The following is a 16,296-nucleotide window of genomic DNA, read 5'->3' as shown; positions in this document are numbered from 1 at the left end:
CCGCGGCCGAGATACGGCCTATCGAAGGGGGTCTGGGGGCACAGCCCCCGGGAACGCCCACACCCGTACCGGGTGACCAGGTACCCAGCGCCCCCGCGGAGCGCTCAGCGCCGCCGGCGCAGGACGCGGCCCAGAACGATGGCCGAGGCCACCACAAGCGCGGCGGCCGGCGCGGCCCAGCGCAAGGCCGCGCTCCTGGATACGGCCTCAGGTGCCGGCACCGGCGCGTAACGGCCACGCGGGGGCGCGTGATCGACCTCCTCCGCGCTCCGGCCGATCATCGTCCGCCGGGCGTGCGCGGCCTCGGCCGGAGGCTCCCCGTCCTCCTCCTCGAATCCACCCTCGAAGTCGTCCTCGGCGAACGGGGCGAGCGCGGGCGGTGGAACCTCGGCCTCGAAGACGGAGGGTTCCTCGGCAGCCACGGCCTCGGCATCCTGGGCCCCTTCGGGCGGCGCGATCGCCGAGTCGGGGGCGGGGGTCGGCTCGGGCGTCGCATCCGGCGCGGCCGAGTCGGACGCCCCCTCCGCCTCGTCAGAAGCCTCCTGACCGCCAGGAGCCCCCGCTTCACCAGAAGCCCTCGGCTCACCAGAAGCCCCCGCCGAACCGCCGGAGGCCCCGGCCAGGTTTTCCGCGAAACGGTTCAGCAACCGCGTACTCGCCGAAGCCACCGCATCCGACGGCAACTCCACAACCCGCCCGTCAGCCGAAACCGTCCCCCCGAAGGCAAGCATCGAGCCCCCCTCGGCCGAGCGGAGCGACAACGTGAGCGCGAGCTTCACCGAGCCGCTCCCGCGGGCCTCGGTGGCGTCGCCTTCGACGGCGTACGAACCGTCGTCCTGCCCGGTGACCCGGAGCGTGCCGCGATAGGTGATGCTGTGACTGCCGACGCGTACCTTCAGGCGTCCGGAGACGGGCGCCGTCCCCGCGTCCTGTTGGAGCCCGGGCACCGCCCGGGCCACCCGCGAGGGATCGGCGAGCGTCTCCCGAAGACGTTCGACGGGAACCGGAACGAACACCTCATGCTCCATGTCGGCCGAGCCTACCCAGCGTGGCCCGTTCCGCACCCGCATATCGGCGCGTTCGGTTCAGCCGGCGTACCGCGGATGCATCAGCGTCGACGGCGGCAGGCCCGGCAGCCGGGTGCGTTCCGCCGCGCGCGCCGCTCCGGGGAGGGACAGCACGGGTGTCGTACGGGCCGCGAGAACGAAGCCCCAGTCGTCCGGCGCCCCCGCCGGGCCACTCGTACGGTCGGGCCCGGCCGCGAAGCCGGAGTCGCGGCCGCCCACCCGGTACGGCACGGTCCGCAGCCCCGCCGCCCGCACCGTCGCGTCGACCGTCCAGAACACCCGCGGCCGGGACGCGACAGGTCCCGCGTGCACGACGAGCCGCCCGCGCTCGGCGAGAACCCGCCGCGCGAGCCCGTAGAACTCCTGCGAGTACAGCTTCGTACTGGCCGTGATCCCCGGATCCGGCAGATCCGAGATCACGACGTCGTACGTGTCCCGCGTCTGACGCAGCCGCACGAAGGCGTCGGTGTTGACGACGCGCACCCGCGGATCCCCGTACGCGTCCTGGTTCAGCGCGGACAGCGCCGGGTCGGTGCGCGCCAACCGCACGACGTCCGCGTCGAGTTCGGCCACATCGACCCGTCGTACGCCCGGGTGCCGCAGCACTTCGCGTACCGCGAGCCCGTCCCCGCCGCCGAGGACGAGCACGCGCGCGTGCGGCCCGCTGCGCATCGCCGGGTGCACCAACGCCTCGTGATAGCGCCGTTCGTCCCGCCCGCTGACCCGCAGCCGCCCGTCGAAGAACAGGCTGAGCGGACGCCCGTCCGAGCCGCCGGTGAGGACGACCTCTTGTACGTCCGTCTGCAGCGCCACCCGTACGTCGTGGCCGTACACCGCCTGCCGCGCCGCCCGTTCGAAGTCGTCGACGTGGACGGCGGCCGAGGCGAGCAGCCCGAGGACGACGACATTGGCGACGACGAGCAGCCGGCGCCCGCGGCGGGTCAGGTCCTGCCGGAACAGGCCGAGTACGAGGGCGCCGCCCACGATCACGTTGACGGTTCCGGTGATCAGCGCCCCGGTCAACTGGCCGAGCAGGGGCAGGAGCAGGAAGGGGAAAGCGAGTCCGCCGACCAGCGCGCCCACGTAGTCCGCGGCGAACAGGTCGGCGACCGCGCCGCCCGCGTCCTGCCGCCTGATCCGCTGGATCAGCTCCATCAGCAGGGGCACTTCGACGCCGATGAGCAGTCCGATCACCAGGGAGAAGGCGACGAGCAGATAGCGGGAGCCGCCCTCCCACACGCCGCCCCAGTCGCCGGTCCAGGCGAAGGCGGCGTACAGGGCCATCGCACTGCACCCGCCGACCAGCGCGAGCAGCGCCTCGACCGCGCCGAAGCCGGCCGCGGCGCGGCAGCACAGACGTTTGGCCACGAGCGAGCCGATGCCCATCGCGAAGACCATCACGGAGAGCACGACGGAGGCCTGGGTGACGGAGTCGCCCATCAAGTACGAGGCGAGGGCGACGAGTTCGAGTTCGTAGACGAGTCCGCAGGCCGCGCAGACGAAGACGCCTGCGAGTACGAGGCACCTGCCCGTGGCTGCCTTGACTGGCAGTCCCGGGCAGGTGCCTCCCGGACCTGCGCCCCGGGGCGGTGCTCCGGGCGTGGCCGGGGCGTGCGGGTCGATCACCCAGGTCACGGTACGTCACGCCTCCGGCGGGGTGCGTCACTCACACGTGTGGAACTTATTGGGTGTGCGCGTGCCTTGCGCTTCCGCGGGTTTCGTTTTCGGCTGCGGGTTTGTGGTGGGTTGCTCGCGCAGTTCCCCGCGCCCCTTGGGGGCGCTCCCCGCCCCGGCGCTTATACCGGAGCCGTGACCCTTACTCCAACTCTCGTCCTTGTCGCCACCAGTTGGCCGTCCTGCGGATATGCGTGCCAGGTGCGCCAGTGGACCTGGCCCTCGTGGCGTTGGGCGAGCATGGCTGTGAACGCGTGGGGGCTGCCGGGGAAGACGCCTGCCAGGCCGTGGGGGTGGTCGGAGACCAGCGCGAGGAGCTCCTGTGCGCGCCCCGCGAATGAGCCGCGTGACAACGTTTCTACGCGGGCTGCAAACTCGTACTCCCACTCGCCGACGCGTTTGGCGACGCCGAGCGGCAGTGGGGTGCTGCTGCCCGGGATGCAGGCGACGGTCTCCGAACAGGTGCCCCGCCGCTCGTCCAGGAGTACCTGGTGGGATGCGCCGAGCAGTCTCAACTGGAGCTTCGCGCCGGACAGTTCGAGGTCGAGAGTGGCGAGCGCGGGGAGCGGCTCGCGTCCCAGGGCCCAGGCCAGGTCGGCTGCGCGCGTGTCGGTGTAGGCAGTGTGGAGGGTGGTGAGCATGGATCGGCTCCCGCTGGCACGCAAAGGATGAGTGGGGGGCCCGTCGCATCCTGGCCGGCTCCGGGAAATCGCCCGGTCTGCCTGGTCAGAAGGATGCTTCGGGGTCTGCGTGGGGGATTAAGAGGGAATCATGAACGGCGCGTCCGCCACAGCCTTTTTACCCATCTTCATGCGATTTCCATCCCTCCGAGGGCTCCCCAGCTCACTTGTTCCATCAGGGAGTGCGCCCCCGACGACCGAGTGCGCCGTGAGCGCCCCAACTGCCAAGCGCCCAGCGGCAGATACCCCAACGACGAAGCGCCCGCCGGAAAGTGTGACACTTTCGCAGCAAGTGTCACACTTTCCGGCGGACGCCTCCTGGTGCCGGACGGTCCGGATGCGGTTCCCCGGCGGACCAGCTGCCCCGTGTCAGCTGCCTCCGCCGCCGCATCCTCCCCCGCCGCCCCCACAGGACGACCCGCCTCCGCAGGACGAGCCGCCGCTGCACGACGAACCGCCGCCCCCGTGGTGACCACCCCTGCCCGAGGCCCACCAGCTGCCGCTGCGCGAACGTGAGCGCGCCCTCCTGCTGTCGCTCGTCGCGGCGACCAGAACACCGATGACGACCACTGCACCGACCACCGCCAGGATGATGCCGATATTCATGGCGTCACCCTCCTTTCGTTCCCCCGAAGCGACCCCCCGTGGGCCATTGCTTCTCGCTTGTGTTCCTGTCTGTGTTTCTGTCTGCTTCCTTGCTGTTCCTGCTTGCTTCTTTCTGGCTTCCTTCTTGCGTGAGAGGGAGATGCCCCCGGCCGCCGGAGCTCAAAGCAGAGTTGAGGAAGCTCAGAGGGTTCTCTTGGGGCGACGGCCCCTGAACTGCGCAGAAAGGCAGTTCAGGGGCCGTCCGTGCCTCACTGGGCCGTCTGTGGGCCGTGATCTTCCTGTGAGAGATGCTGAAACACCGAGTCGATGGCACGCCGGGCACGCTCGCGACTGTCGGGCATCAGGTGGGCGTACACCCGCAGCGTCATTGCCGGGTCAGCATGCCCCATGTACTCGCTGACGGCCTTGATGTTCTCGCCCGCGTCCAACAACGCGGAAGCGTAGAAGTGCCGCAGAGCGTGCATCCCGTGCTCGCGCGCCGACTCGTACTTGCCGTCATCGTCCGCCTCCGCGATGAGGCCCGCGACAGCAAGAGCGGGCTTCCACTGCTGGCGGTTGAAGTTGCTCCGCCACACCATGTCCCCTTGCTCAGCCGTGAAGATCAGCCGAACGGACACCTTCGGCCCCTCGAGCACGTCCCATGGCAACGTGATCTCTGTGGGCTTGAAGGCGTCCATATGTGCCCGGAGGGCTTCCGCCACGGAGTTGGGCAGCGGCACGTCTCGCCTCTTGCCACCCTTGGGGAGAGCGAACACGAGGTGCCCTTCAACGTGCTTGATCTGTCGTACGACATGGAGCGTGCGCCCGTCGGCGTCGATGGCATCCTCTGCAAGCCCGAACACCTCGCCCTGACGCAGCCCGCATCCGGCGCCGATATCGACCATCGCCTGGTACCGCTCCAAGAGCGCCGCTCGAACGGCGAACACCTGGGCGGGCACCCATGGGATTACTGGGGGCGAGTCAACCTTGGGTCGCCGCACGGTCCTAGCACCACACGGGTTGCGCGACAGCAGCGAGTCATCGACAGCAGCAGACAGGACCGACTGAACGTCCGCGAAGATGTTCCGGGCGTAGGCAGGGCTCACGCCGGGCTTCGCTTCCAGCGCGGCTACAAGCTCCCTGATGTGCTCGGGCCGGAACGTCCCGATCGGCCGTGAGCCGAGCACCGGGTAGACGTGCAGCCGCAGGCGCCGGCCGAGTTCCTTCCGGGTCATCGGGCTGGAAGTCTTGCTGTCCAACCATTTCTCGGCGTACGTCCGGAACGTGATCCGCACGGCCTTGGGATCGGTGTACTGACCCCGCGTCATGTCCGTCTCGATGGCGCTGAGCCACTTCTCGGCGAAGCGCTTCTGTCCGTCGGGGAAGCTCTTGGACTTCTCGGTACCGTCGGGGCCGACGTACCGCGCGCGGTAGCGCAGGCCGGTCCCGTGGCGGTCGGTCTTGACGCGGACAGCCTTGCCGTCGGAGTTGCTCTCGGTCCTGTACCAGCGGTCTTGGATGTGGCCTGCCATGCGGCGGCGGTCCTCTCGACATGCAGCAGGGAGAGCCGCTGAATAACGACTCTCCCTGCTGTCTCTGGTGGGTGTTCGGTCAGGCGGCGTCTTGGTCGGCGTTCTTGCGTTGGGTGACGTAAGCGCGCACGTCGGCGGGGTCATAGCGAACGTGCTTGCCGATGCGGAAGCCGGGTGGTCCAGTGCGCTTCCTGCGCCACTGGTAGACGGTCTCTATGGGCACCTCGAACATCTCGGCGATGTCGTCGGGCGTGAGGTACCGGTCCGGGAGGCCGCCCCGGAGAGTGGCGCGGAGGTCGGGGTCTGTCGGCGTTGCCATAAGGACTCCAAGCGGGGAGGGCATGGCCGCGTCTGTCCGAGGTGCGGATTTCTGCGTCATTGCGTCATCGGTGCGGCATGGCCTGCGTCATCGGGTGACGCAAATGACGCAGGATGACGCAGCGTCTTCTCTCTTAGGACAAAAGAGGGGGTGGCGTCTGTTGTAGTGCGCGCCTTACAGCGTGAAGAAGGAGCCGCTGCGCGGCGCGACCTTGGGGCGGCGCGTTGCGCCGAACAGCAAGAGGAGCACGCTTAGCCGCTGGTGCTCTTCTTGCTTGTCCGGGCGGTCGTGGTCGCAGGTCAGAGCAACCGGGTCTGCTTGTGCGGGGACGGAGCGGCCAGGCGGGTCAATTCGAGGTATCGGCCCGCGCTGGTGCGCCCCGAATCGATGAGGACGCCACGGGCGGCCAGGGTCGGTTGGAGGCGCTTGAGCCGGTCGGAGAGGACTTTGCCCGTGGTCGGCCACCCCTTGGGTAGGGATCGCAGCCCGTCATCGCTGTAGAGGGTGCTGAGGAGGTGCAGCCACTCCGTAGACGTCATCCGCTGGTCCGCGCCCGGGGCGATCGTGTCGGCGTGCCTGAGGACGGTCTGCGCGAGCAGATCGCCCTCAATCACGTCGTCGTTCAGGTCGTCCAGACTGGCCCGGTATGCGGGGAGCGCCCCGAGTCCGGTTGCGGCATCGAGTTGCGCGCACAGGTGGGCAAAGTCCGCCATCCGCAGATCAGTCGGTGTCTCCGCCTCCGCCCCGCGGACCTTCACCGTGAGATCCAGGAGGGACCCGAGAACGACCGGCAGCACCTCCGCGTACTCGGCCCACAGCTCCGCTTCGGTGCGCCGGACTTTGGGGCGCTCCAACCGCAGCGGCAGGAGCCGTTCTGCCAGGTCGGGGCGGATGACGCCGACGTCGATTAGACGGTGGCGTGCACCGCGCTGCGGGCTTCGGTGATGCGCTGTTCGGCCATGGCGATGCCACGGTCCAGGTACGCAGGCGTGCGGTGACGGCACTCCCCTTCGCCAGCCCGTGCGGGCACGGTGAGGGAATGTGGCGCCGGTCGGACCGTGGAGGGTTCCTTCACGACCAGCGCGCGCACGGCATCCGGCAGTGCGGTCATGGTGCCGGTGCCGAACCCGAGCCAGCGGGCGTAAGCCATGGTCGACTTGACGTCCACGCCAGGCCGAACCGCGTTGGCAGACTGCATCACACCGAGGTAGAGCCAGTGCTCGCCCCGGGTGGTGGGCACGACCTGCGTGGTCGGCAGGTTCTCGCGGGCCCACGCGATCGCGTCGGCGTTGTCCAGGTCCACGACCGTCAGCCCCGCCCCGCCCGGGTGATAGGCGACCGCTTCGGCTCGCAGCCATGCGCGGCGCCAGGGACCGGAGTTGATGACGTGCGGATCGGTGGTCGCTGCGGCCCACGCGTGGCAGGGCCCGGGGCAGGCGCACGGCCCCGGGGTCTTCATGTTCGGCCGGCCGCCACAGGCGTTGTTGGCGCAGCGGCGGCAGTTGCCGAACGGCACCTTCCCGGGAGACCTCCACAGGTCTGCTGAGGGCAGGTGGATTGGCGGCGGCCCCGGTTCTTGGCGGAAGGGGGGCCGCCGTTGTCGTTGGTCGGGCCGGTCAGGCGGCGGTCTCGTCGTCGCCGCGCGCGGTGGTGAGTTGTCCGTCGGGGGTGCGGGTGAGCGCGCGTGGGGGACGTGCCGATCTCGCCCCACTGCTGCCGCTGATGGGCTGACCGCAAGCCTCCACACGAGGGACTGGACAATGGACTGGTAACAGCACCGAACCCACCGCCCGCCTCGTGCGTCGAAGAGTCATGAAGCGGACAACAAGAGCGAAGTACGCCGCCGCGGCTCTGGCTGGCACAGCGGTGCTGGCCGCCTGCGGCACGGTGTCCGATAGAGGGAACAGCTCGGTCGGAGACGGGAGCGCCACGGACATCGCCGACATCCGCTGGGTGCCGCAGAGGGTGACCGTGGACGGCAAGGACTATGTCCTCCCCAAGGGCGACCAGTTCCGGGTCGACGAGGCCCATGTGACGTTCAAGCCCGGCGCCGCCGAGCCGGACGTTGGCGGAGGGGAGTCCGGCGGCACTGTGGGCTGTAACAGCTTCGGTGCCGACGTTGAGATCAACGGCGACACCGTGCAGGTCTCCGACCTCGCTTCGACGATGATGGGCTGCCCTGGTCCGGTCCAGGAGTTCGAGGAGCGGTTCATCAGCGTCTTCAGGGGCACGCTCAAGGCCGTGGTCGAGGAGCGCGACGGCACCAAGACCCTCAGGCTGACCAGCAGTAAGGGCGACAGCATCACCCTCGGCGAGGGGAGCGAGGAGACGGCCCGCCCCTGACAGGCACCGGTGGACGATCGACCCCCTGACTTAGGTCAGGCAGCGGCGGTGCTCAGGCCGCTTCCCGGCCGGGCAGGAGCATGCCGTCGTCGGTCTTGCGGAGGGCTCCCGCGACGGTGAGGGTCTTGATCTCGCGGGACACGGTGCCCTTGTTGATTCCGGTCCGGTCGGTGATGTCCCGCAGGGTGCGGGCGCCGTCGTGGACGGCACGCAGCACCCGGTCCCGGTTCGTCTCCACACCGGCCGCTGCGGGCGCGGATGCCGTGGCGGGCGTCGGGGTGGCCGGCTCCGTGACCAGGCGGAGGGTTTTCCCGGACGGCCGGGAAGGCCCGCGGTGCCAGGTGGGCCGCTCGGGGAGGGCGATCACGTCGGCGGGGGAGAACGCGCGGGTGCTGATCGGGTGGGGCCTGGCTTTCGGCCCGGAGCGCAGCATCGCCACGCCGGGCATGGGCAGTTCGTGTGCGTGCCAGCCCTTCTCGGTGGCGTCCTCTCCGAAGACCACGCGGGATTCCCCGAGGTGGACAGCGCGAGTGCGGCCCGGTAGGTGATCTGCGCGCTGATCTGCGGGTCGATGCCGCCCTTGGCGTCCATCGTGGGCTTCTGCGTGGCCCAGATCAGGATGATCTCGGCCGCGCGTGCCATGCGGGCCAGGGTGCCCAGGTTCTCCATGATCTGCGACCAGTCGGGATCGCCCGGCTCGCCGTCACCGCCCTTGGCCCGCTTCTTGCGGGCCAAGGTGATGACTTCGGCTCCCTCGTCCACGAACACCGTGATCCGGGGCCGCTCTTCGCAGATCTCAATGGTGTCCCGGCCGCGCGGGATCAGGGCGAGCCGCTCGTGCATCTCGGCGACCAGCTCGTCGGTGACCTCCAGCACCTCATCAATCGTGATCGCGGTGCGGGCGCGGTGTTCCCAGTTGATCGCCTCCACCCGCTTCGGATCGATGACCACCAGGCGGTGATCCGGCGCCTCGGACGCCTCAGCGAGCAGCGCGCGGGTCGACCAGGACTTGCCCGACCCGGACGTGCCCGCAATCAGCATCCGGCGGCCCAGCGGGACCATGACCGGCTCGCCCGTGACCGTGTCGACGCCCCACGGGTCGCCCGGCGTCCAGCCGGTCAGGTCGATGCCGTCGGCCGCGCTGCGGGTCCGCAGCGTGATCGTGGCACGGTCGCCGTGACTGCCGGAGGTGATCTCCATGCGCAGGTCGGACCGCGCCCCGAGCAGGGCCCGGATCTCGTCCGCCTTCGCACGGAACGTCTTCGGCGTCCACCGGCCGTCGAGCCGCACGTGCGAGATGAGTCCAGCCGGGGTGAGCCTGGCCGGGGTGGGCACGGTGCCCGACAGCCCGCGCGGGTCGGCGTTGGGCACCCAGAACGACGGATCCAAGCGGGAGGCCAGGCGCCGTTCCTCCGCGGTCATCCCGTCCTCGAGGCGCACCGACGGCTGACGACGTCCCAGCCACAGACCCGCGATGTTCAGGCCGATCAGCCCGGCGGACACGGGCGCCGGCCACAGCGTGAGCGCGTGGGCGGCTTCCGACATCAGCCACGTGGCCAGGCCGCTCGGCACCGTGCCGCTGCTCTGTTTCGAGACGTGCGTCAGCAATCAGTCGTTCAGCAGCCAGATAGCGGGATAACTCAAGCGGCTGATCGAAATAAGCGCGCAGATGCTCGGCAGCAGTTTCCTGCGACTTCACGAATGTTCTACTCACATATCCAGCAAGAGCGGCAGAGACTGCACAGAGTTCGCCAGCGACGACGGTGCCAGCTGTTGTGCTGGGTGTCGGTCGGTGTGGGCGCGTCGGGCGGAGGCGATGTTGACGTGCCCGGCCAGCTTGAGAGCATCACGGATCAGGTCGCGGACGGTGGCCAGGACGGCGGGGGTGTTATGGGCCCCGACAAGACGCGTGCCGTGGCCGCGCGTTATGGCCCCGCCCGTGAATACCACCGCCCGGACAACGGTTTCAGGCCGTGCCGGGGCCGTAAATCGGCCAAGTCTTGACCGCCATAGCGCCCTCGTAGAAGATCTCTCCGAACCCCCGATAGCGGGGAGCGGAGAAGGAGTAACGTGAAAAAGCTTGGAAAGTCAATACTGTTCGCCGTGTCGGGCGCCGCGCTTGTGGTTTCCAGCTTAGTCGCCCCGGCGGCGGCCGACCCTCAGAGCGGAACCGGTACCGGCAATTCCGCAGTTGAGGCCAGCGACGGCCTCGTACCTGGGCAGCCCGTCATCCACAAGAGGGGTGACGGCGTCAACCCGCCAGCGGAGCTGGGTAACCCCTCCGAGTGGGGCGTGGTAAAGCTAGAAATCAACGATTCGGCCGTTCAGCTGAAAGCGAATACCTGCAAGAATGTGACTCATGGCAAGTGGTGCTATGGGTACGAGCTGGTGTCAGCTGGAAAGAGATGCTACTCGAACTACATCGCGGATGTGAAGCACAAGTCAACGGTCAGGGTCCGGAACGTCGACCATTCAAGTGGCTGGGTGGCGAAGGGGGAGACCTCCTACGCCAGCTCAACACAAGGTGCGGCATGGACCTGCCATGCATTTTACAGTAATGCATAAATGTGTCCGCCGTGATGAGGGTTGATCTCCCTCGGGTGGGGCATTACTCCGGGCGCACACGGGCCCGGAGTAATGCCGCATTAGGCCGGAAGGGGAGAGAGTGGACTTATGGGGTGCTCGGGCCGCATCGTTTGCGGTGCCACTCGGGATTGGCTTGTTGCTTGGCCTGATAGGGCCTACCGTTGAGCATTGGGGCGGCCGTCCAGGTGCGGCCGTGGGCGCCGTTTTCACCGGTGGGTGGCCGTGGGCCTGTTACGCGTTTCTGGTGGGTTATTTCCGCCGGTCCAAAATCGAATCGGTTGTTCTCGCGCCTCTGGGGCTGACTATCGGTGTCGTGACCTACTACCTGACTAAGGGAAACCTGGCCTCCCTGGGTGGACTGGATTCCTCAGGTGCGGGATCATCTGGAATTGCCCTCTGGGGTGTGCTGGCATTCTTCTTCGGAGCACCCCTTGGGCTCCTGGGGAACCTCGCACAGGCGCCGGGCATCGGCGGCCTGTTCTTCCGGCTGCTTGTTCCCCTGGTGGCTTTTTACGAGACTTCCATGCGTCTGGAGACGGAGTCGCGCGGGCCGAGTCAGGTTGTTCTGGGTACCTGGACCACCGTTCGGTTCACGGCTGTTGCCGTTGCGATCGCTCTGGTGGGCCACACGGTCTGGGGTTGGCGGAGGTCTCGCCGTATTCGTTCCGCCGGGGTGGGCGTTGGCTAGTGTCTCGTGATCCTGTTCATGTCAGTTCGAGTGGACTTGATGACAGCTTGCCGGGGCGCAGCCATGGCAGGGCCCCGGGTGCGTGTCTAACTGCGTGACAACGCCGACGAACAACGGCGGACGAGTTCGGAAATCTGCGGACCACCAGCGCAGGTGAAGGGCACGCCCTCCCAAGGCAGAACCCATACCGAAGTTGCTTCGGGACGAAGAGGTCGCGGTCTCAGTCGTGGTCTCAATCACCGCTCGTTCCGGGGTGGTCCGCTGGTTTCCGGCGAAGTCCGGAAGGTCCTCCGACCAGCCATGCGAGCCTTTCCGGGGACGCCCATGGACACCCCGGGATCAAGATCGGACAACTCGTAATGCGTAGGTCTCGGGTTCGAACCGACTCATGCCAGCTAACGCTGCTGCCCGCCCCGGCACGTGATGCCAGGGCGGGCAGCAGTTTGCGCACACATACGAGAATAGAGAGACGTGATGCGTCCATTCTTGGCCATGGCCGGGGTTATTCTGGTTGGTCTTGGGATTGTGGCTTGCGTTCTGAATTTGGGGGGTCTTTTCATTTTCCTGAAGTTGCGGAATCTGAAACGCCGTGGCGTCGAAGGCAAGGCGGTGTCCACGCTTCAGGAATGGATCAGCAGTGGACATCGCGTCTACTACGACGTCCTTCTGCCCGGAGCCCCACCCCAGCAGAGACCGCCCCGGTTCATCGAGATCGGGCCGGAGCCACAGGGGCCGGTGGGGACGGTCGTGCCGGTGGTGTACGACCGCAGGAAGCCGAGTCGGGCCAAGACGGGAAGACTCGCGGACGTCGATCCGTCCGAAGAGTGGGGAGGGGTGAAGTCGCACTGGGGTATCGGACTTGTCCTGATCTCCGTGGGATGGGTGCTCATACTCGCTACTCTCTGACATGGAACAGCCTGGTTGTCAGAATGGGTGGGGTGCCGTGGAAAATTCGACCGTCGGCTTCGTTGTCGCAGGCCTCCTTGTGATGGCCGGCTTCGCTGCCATGATTATTCAATCCACTACATTCCTTACATATCACCGTCTGCGGAATCTGGTGCGGCATGGAGTCGAGGGCGAGGCGGTCTCCACGACGCACGATTACTACGGCGGCGGAAGATACCGCGTCCGCTACGAGGTTCTCCTGCTCGCAGGTGAGTCGCAGGCCGAGTTCCGCGAGGTCCAGAGGGATCTGCCGAGCCCCGGCATGGTGGTCCCAGTGGTATACGACAGAAGAAAGCCGCAGCGTGCAAAGACTGGATTCCTGAAGGACATCGACTATCGCGCCGAGAGGATCCTCGTGTTCGTCCTCGGGTATGGCGGTCTGGCGATGTTCGTAGCGGGAATCTTGCTGCTGATCATGGTCTGAGGGTTGTTACGCAGCCCAAAGGCGCTCAGATGACCTCTACTGGGGTGCTTCTACTGGAAACCCCACTACCCAGTAGCCGCCCGTGTGCGGGAGCTCCGCCGAGCGTCGGCGCCCGAAGGACGGTCCATCTTGTTCTTCGTCCTGCCGATACGGACCGGTATCGCGCGAGCGCACGCCGACGCCCTTGTCTTGTCGCTTGCCCCTTGTCGCGCGACAAGACGTAGACACAGAGCGGGGACCGCGAAACACGGCCTGACCTGCAACGCGACAAGCGACAAGCCGCTACTGAACTTGAATTCGTGATGTCGGTCGGATCGTGGTGTCGTGCAGATCGGAAACCGCTGGGCGCTGGCCGTCCGGGATCAAGAGCGTGGCTGCAGCCAGTGACGCGCGGCGGCCAGTGTCACCTCGATGTCGTCGCTCCATGAACAGACTTCTAGCCACGACAAGTAGCCGCCCTGCGTGAAGGCCAGGACCTCGCCGGGGCATTCACCGGCCTCGGTGACGAGCTGCGCTTCGGCCGCCACGACAGTGCCGGGGCCGGTGGGCGCGGGCTCGACCTCGCTGGTGTCGAGTTCGAAGTAGGCGGTACCGCACCCGCATGTGCAGCGAGCTCGCACGCTGAGGTGCGGAACCTGCCGCCGGAGCGCGGCATGAACCGGATTGTCCGTGTTCAGGACTGCCGCAAGCACGTCGGCTACGTCGGCAGGCAGGCTCCCCGTCATCCCGTCACCGTATCTGAGCAGGGGCTTTTAGCTCCGACCGTGCCTGGCCTATCGCCGTTCGGCCGGCCGGTGTGTTCACGCGTCCAGGGCCAGGTCGGTGCCGGCGAGGCAGCCGTCGATGACCTCCGGTCGGTACTGCAACATCTTGAGCTTGCGCTTCACGGCGCGGGTGATCTGGCCGAGGTCAGCGGCGGCGAGGTTGCCGATGTCTCGCTTGACCAGCGACCAGATACCTTCTTGCGGGTTCGGGTCAGGCGCGTAGGTGGGCAGCTGGAAGACCGTGAGCCAGTCTGCGTTCGCTTCGATGAACTCCCGCAGGGGCTTGGTCAGGTGCAAGCGGACGTTGTCCCAGACAAGGACGATCGGGCCGCCGAGCTGGGTGCGTGCACGGATCAGCAGGTCGCGGAAGTCGCGCCAGCCGAAGCCTTTGGGTTGGTTCTTGCATCCGGTGTACTCGCGGACGGAGTAGAAGAGCCGGGACCGCTCGCCGAGCTTGTAGCAGGTCATGCCCGCTATCGATACCCGGCCTGAGCCTCGGCCGCGTACGCGGACCACCGGGGTGCAGCCCCTGCGGCCCCAGGTCCTGGCCCGCGGCGGCGTCAGCGACTGACCGGCCTCGTCCTCGAAGACGATCCATCCGTCGCAGGCCGCCGCGGTGCTTTTACCCGCGGCCAGACCTCCTTCTTCCAGAGGTCCACCGCGTCGTCGTCGCGCTCGATCGCTCGCCGTGCTGGCTGCTGCCACGACCAGCCGTGCCGCTTCAACAATCGCCACGTGCCCTCCACGGTGTAGGAGACGTGGAACATCCGACCGATCAAGGTCTTCACACGGGCCAAAGTCCACCGCTGATCAGCCCAGCCATGCGCGAGTGGACCGCGCTCCAACTCCCGTTCCAATCTGGAAATTTGGCCGTCGGATAGCCGGGAGCGGCCAGGCGATCCTTTCGAGGCGACACCAGGTGCACCGCCCTCACGCCACTGACGTCGCCACCGTTCCACCGACCGTTCCGACACTCTGAGCGCGGTCGCGATGGCTCTGGTCGTCTGCCCAGTCTCGAACCGGACCACCGCATCCAGACGCACTTGCTCGCGAGCAGCCCTCTCCGCGTCGGTGAAGCCCCCACCTTGCGCATACCTCACAGCCCCAGCAGTACCGGACCCGGAGTCCGGGATCGGCCGAACGCCCCGACATCACTCGTTCAGGTTCAGTAGCAGCTCAGCGGGCCCTTCGCCGGGCCGTCTGTGGGCCGTCCGAGGGTGGCCAACGACGACAGATGACGACAGTCGATGACAGCCCTCCCCCTGCTCAGAGACGGTGCCCCGGTCACCGGCACAGGTGCTCATCCCCGAAGGTAAGTTGAGGAAGTCCAGAGGTTGCGCGCAGGATGACCGCCATGACCTCCACCGCGCGCCCGCTCCTCAACCGCCGTCTCGCCGAGTTCGGGACGACGATCTTCGCCGAGATGTCGGCCCTGGCCCTGAGCACCGGCTCCATCAACCTCGGCCAGGGCTTTCCCGACACCGACGGCCCCGAAGAGGTCCGCGAGGCGGCCGTACGGGCGCTGCGCGACGGCCGCGGCAACCAGTACCCGCCGGGCCCCGGCATCCCCGAGCTGCGCACGGCGATCGCCGCTCATCAGGAGCGCCGGTACGGGCTCATGTACGACCCCGACACCGAGGTCCTCGTCACGGCGGGCGCGACGGAGGCGATCGCGGCCGCGCTGCTCGCCCTGCTGGAGCCCGGCGACGAGGTGATCGCGCTCGAGCCGTACTACGACTCGTACGCGGCCTGCATCGCGATGGCGGGCGGCACTCGCGTCCCCGTGACGCTGCGCCCGAGCGAGGGTTCGTTCCGCCTGGACCTCGACGAGCTGCGCGACGCGGTCACCGACCGCACCCGCCTGCTCCTGATCAACACCCCGCACAACCCCACCGGCACGGTCCTCACCCGCGACGAACTCACCGCGATCGCGGCACTCGCCGTCGAACGCGACCTGCTCGTGGTCACCGACGAGGTCTACGAACACCTGGTCTTCGACAAGGCCGAACACATCCCGCTCGCCACACTGCCGGGCATGCGCGACCGCACGGTCACCATCGGGTCGGCCGGGAAGAGCTTCTCCTTCACCGGCTGGAAGGTCGGCTGGGTTACGGCGACCCGGGAACTCGTCTCGGCCGTCCGCTCGGCCAAGCAGTTCCTGACGTACGTCGCCTCCGGGCCCTTCCAGTACGCCGTGGCCGAGGCCCTGCGCCTGCCCGAAGCGTACTTCGAGGAGTTCCGTGCGGACATGCGCGCCAAGCGGGACCTGCTCGCGGGCGGCCTGGAGCAGGCGGGCTTCAAGGTCTTCCGCCCGGCCGGCACGTACTTCATCACCACCGACATCCGGCCCCTCGGCGAGAGCGACGGCTTCGCCTTCTGCCGCGCGCTGCCGGAACGCTGCGGGGTGGTGGCGATCCCCAACGCCGTCTTCTACGACCACCGCGAACAGGGCGCGCCCTTCGTACGGTTCGCCTTCTGCAAGCGGACAACGGTGCTGGAAGAGGCGGCCTCCCGGCTCAAGACGCCGACCGCATAACAGCCGACAGGCGTACCCGCAAAGGTACCGGCCACACGAACACGGTTGCTCCGAGCCGCCGCGCACCCAGTGGCGCGATGGATGTGGACGGGCACGACTGTTGACGCGGAGTTGCACGACCGGGTGGGGCGACTGGATTCACGGGGAGCTGTG

At 67.9% G+C, this 16,296-nt stretch carries 15 protein-coding genes and 3 pseudogenes; 6 read left to right on the top strand and 12 right to left on the bottom strand.

Translation table 11 applies throughout. The features are described from left to right. Positions 1-104: 104 nt before the first annotated feature. The 7 genes and pseudogenes from OP79_RS22275 to OP79_RS22245 all read right to left on the bottom strand — a co-directional run. Positions 105-1,028 (bottom strand): SRPBCC domain-containing protein, encoded by a 924-nt coding sequence (locus tag OP79_RS22275; protein ID WP_033322136.1) that lies wholly within the window; start codon positions 1,026-1,028, stop codon positions 105-107. A gap of 57 nt (positions 1,029-1,085) precedes the next feature. Continuing rightward, positions 1,086-2,693 carry a polyamine aminopropyltransferase gene (locus OP79_RS22270; RefSeq protein WP_033322447.1) on the bottom strand — a complete coding sequence of 536 codons (1,608 nt, stop codon included), beginning with the start codon at positions 2,691-2,693 and terminating at the stop codon, positions 1,086-1,088. Positions 2,694-2,863: 170 nt separating this feature from the next. Then, complete coding sequence (locus OP79_RS22265) at positions 2,864-3,382, bottom strand: DUF2617 family protein (RefSeq protein WP_033322133.1); 519 nt, start codon at positions 3,380-3,382, stop codon at positions 2,864-2,866. A gap of 893 nt (positions 3,383-4,275) precedes the next feature. Continuing rightward, complete coding sequence (locus OP79_RS22260) at positions 4,276-5,538, bottom strand: tyrosine-type recombinase/integrase (protein ID WP_033322130.1); 1,263 nt, start codon at positions 5,536-5,538, stop codon at positions 4,276-4,278. A gap of 79 nt (positions 5,539-5,617) precedes the next feature. After that, complete coding sequence (locus tag OP79_RS22255; protein ID WP_033322128.1) at positions 5,618-5,857, bottom strand: helix-turn-helix domain-containing protein; 240 nt, start codon at positions 5,855-5,857, stop codon at positions 5,618-5,620. 299 nt (positions 5,858-6,156) lie between these two features. Beyond that, a pseudogene (locus OP79_RS22250) lies at positions 6,157-6,765 on the bottom strand (ATP-binding protein); the annotation flags it as partial. Positions 6,766-6,767: 2 nt separating this feature from the next. After that, a pseudogene (locus OP79_RS22245) lies at positions 6,768-7,415 on the bottom strand (bifunctional DNA primase/polymerase); the annotation flags it as partial. Positions 7,416-7,669: 254 nt separating this feature from the next. Between OP79_RS22245 and OP79_RS49795 the strand changes: the two are divergent. Next, a complete protein-coding gene (locus tag OP79_RS49795) occupies positions 7,670-8,200 on the top strand; it encodes an META domain-containing protein (RefSeq protein ID WP_078491938.1) in 531 nt (176 codons plus the stop codon). A 52-nt stretch (positions 8,201-8,252) separates the two neighbouring features. On the opposite strand, the gene OP79_RS22235 is transcribed toward OP79_RS49795, so the two are convergent. The 3 genes and pseudogenes from OP79_RS22235 to OP79_RS57090 all read right to left on the bottom strand — a co-directional run. Further along, the gene (locus tag OP79_RS22235) at positions 8,253-8,567 is read right to left on the bottom strand and encodes a MarR family transcriptional regulator (protein WP_245685408.1); all 315 of its coding nucleotides are present in this window, start codon (positions 8,565-8,567) and stop codon (positions 8,253-8,255) included. Further along, the gene (locus OP79_RS22230; RefSeq protein ID WP_157857342.1) at positions 8,564-9,772 is read right to left on the bottom strand and encodes an FtsK/SpoIIIE domain-containing protein; all 1,209 of its coding nucleotides are present in this window, start codon (positions 9,770-9,772) and stop codon (positions 8,564-8,566) included. The genes OP79_RS22235 and OP79_RS22230 overlap by 4 nt, the downstream gene beginning before the upstream one ends. A gap of 138 nt (positions 9,773-9,910) precedes the next feature. Beyond that, positions 9,911-10,102: pseudogene (locus OP79_RS57090) on the bottom strand (hypothetical protein); the annotation flags it as partial. A 168-nt stretch (positions 10,103-10,270) separates the two neighbouring features. Here OP79_RS57090 and OP79_RS51980 point away from each other — a divergent pair. The 4 genes from OP79_RS51980 (at position 10,271) to OP79_RS22215 (ending at position 12,843) form a co-directional block, all read left to right on the top strand. Beyond that, positions 10,271-10,765 (top strand): lactococcin 972 family bacteriocin, encoded by a 495-nt coding sequence (locus OP79_RS51980; RefSeq protein ID WP_078491936.1) that lies wholly within the window; start codon positions 10,271-10,273, stop codon positions 10,763-10,765. A gap of 214 nt (positions 10,766-10,979) precedes the next feature. Then, the gene (locus tag OP79_RS22225) at positions 10,980-11,474 is read left to right on the top strand and encodes a hypothetical protein (RefSeq protein WP_245685407.1); all 495 of its coding nucleotides are present in this window, start codon (positions 10,980-10,982) and stop codon (positions 11,472-11,474) included. 474 nt (positions 11,475-11,948) lie between these two features. Next, positions 11,949-12,380, top strand: a complete 432-nt coding sequence (locus OP79_RS22220; protein ID WP_157857340.1) for a DUF3592 domain-containing protein — start codon at positions 11,949-11,951, stop codon at positions 12,378-12,380. Between the two features lie 37 nt (positions 12,381-12,417). Beyond that, positions 12,418-12,843, top strand: coding sequence for a DUF3592 domain-containing protein (locus OP79_RS22215; RefSeq protein ID WP_033322120.1), 426 nt, complete (start codon positions 12,418-12,420; stop codon positions 12,841-12,843). 362 nt (positions 12,844-13,205) lie between these two features. Here the strand turns inward: OP79_RS22215 and OP79_RS22210 are convergent, their stop codons facing one another. Both OP79_RS22210 and OP79_RS58565 read right to left on the bottom strand, forming a co-directional pair. After that, positions 13,206-13,568 carry a hypothetical protein gene (locus tag OP79_RS22210; protein WP_033322118.1) on the bottom strand — a complete coding sequence of 121 codons (363 nt, stop codon included), beginning with the start codon at positions 13,566-13,568 and terminating at the stop codon, positions 13,206-13,208. A gap of 75 nt (positions 13,569-13,643) precedes the next feature. Then, positions 13,644-14,707 (bottom strand): IS630 family transposase gene (locus OP79_RS58565; protein WP_425428590.1). Its coding sequence is split into 2 segments (ribosomal slippage): positions 13,644-14,260 and positions 14,260-14,707, totalling 1,065 coding nucleotides; the frame shifts between segments, so codons are not numbered across the junction. A gap of 245 nt (positions 14,708-14,952) precedes the next feature. On the opposite strand from OP79_RS58565, the gene OP79_RS22200 reads away from it, so the two are divergent. Further along, positions 14,953-16,143, top strand: a complete 1,191-nt coding sequence (locus tag OP79_RS22200) for a pyridoxal phosphate-dependent aminotransferase (protein WP_033322114.1) — start codon at positions 14,953-14,955, stop codon at positions 16,141-16,143. Positions 16,144-16,296: the final 153 nt, after the last annotated feature.

This window comes from Streptomyces yerevanensis, assembly GCF_000716805.1.
GTDB classification, from domain to species: domain Bacteria; phylum Actinomycetota; class Actinomycetes; order Streptomycetales; family Streptomycetaceae; genus Streptomyces; species Streptomyces flaveus.
The sequence above is the reverse complement of the archived record's forward strand: the minus strand, read 5'-3'. Positions and strand labels throughout refer to the sequence as shown.

Coding starts and splice junctions, on each gene's coding strand:
- OP79_RS22255 (WP_033322128.1), bottom strand. CDS start 5,857: ATGGCAACGCCGACAGACCCCGACCTCCGCGCCACTCTCCGGGGCGGC.
- OP79_RS22265 (WP_033322133.1), bottom strand. CDS start 3,382: ATGCTCACCACCCTCCACACTGCCTACACCGACACGCGCGCAGCCGAC.
- OP79_RS49795 (WP_078491938.1), top strand. CDS start 7,670: ATGAAGCGGACAACAAGAGCGAAGTACGCCGCCGCGGCTCTGGCTGGC.
- OP79_RS22260 (WP_033322130.1), bottom strand. CDS start 5,538: ATGGCAGGCCACATCCAAGACCGCTGGTACAGGACCGAGAGCAACTCC.
- OP79_RS22200 (WP_033322114.1), top strand. CDS start 14,953: ATGACCGCCATGACCTCCACCGCGCGCCCGCTCCTCAACCGCCGTCTC.
- OP79_RS22210 (WP_033322118.1), bottom strand. CDS start 13,568: ATGACGGGGAGCCTGCCTGCCGACGTAGCCGACGTGCTTGCGGCAGTC.
- OP79_RS22220 (WP_157857340.1), top strand. CDS start 11,949: ATGCGTCCATTCTTGGCCATGGCCGGGGTTATTCTGGTTGGTCTTGGG.
- OP79_RS22275 (WP_033322136.1), bottom strand. CDS start 1,028: ATGGAGCATGAGGTGTTCGTTCCGGTTCCCGTCGAACGTCTTCGGGAG.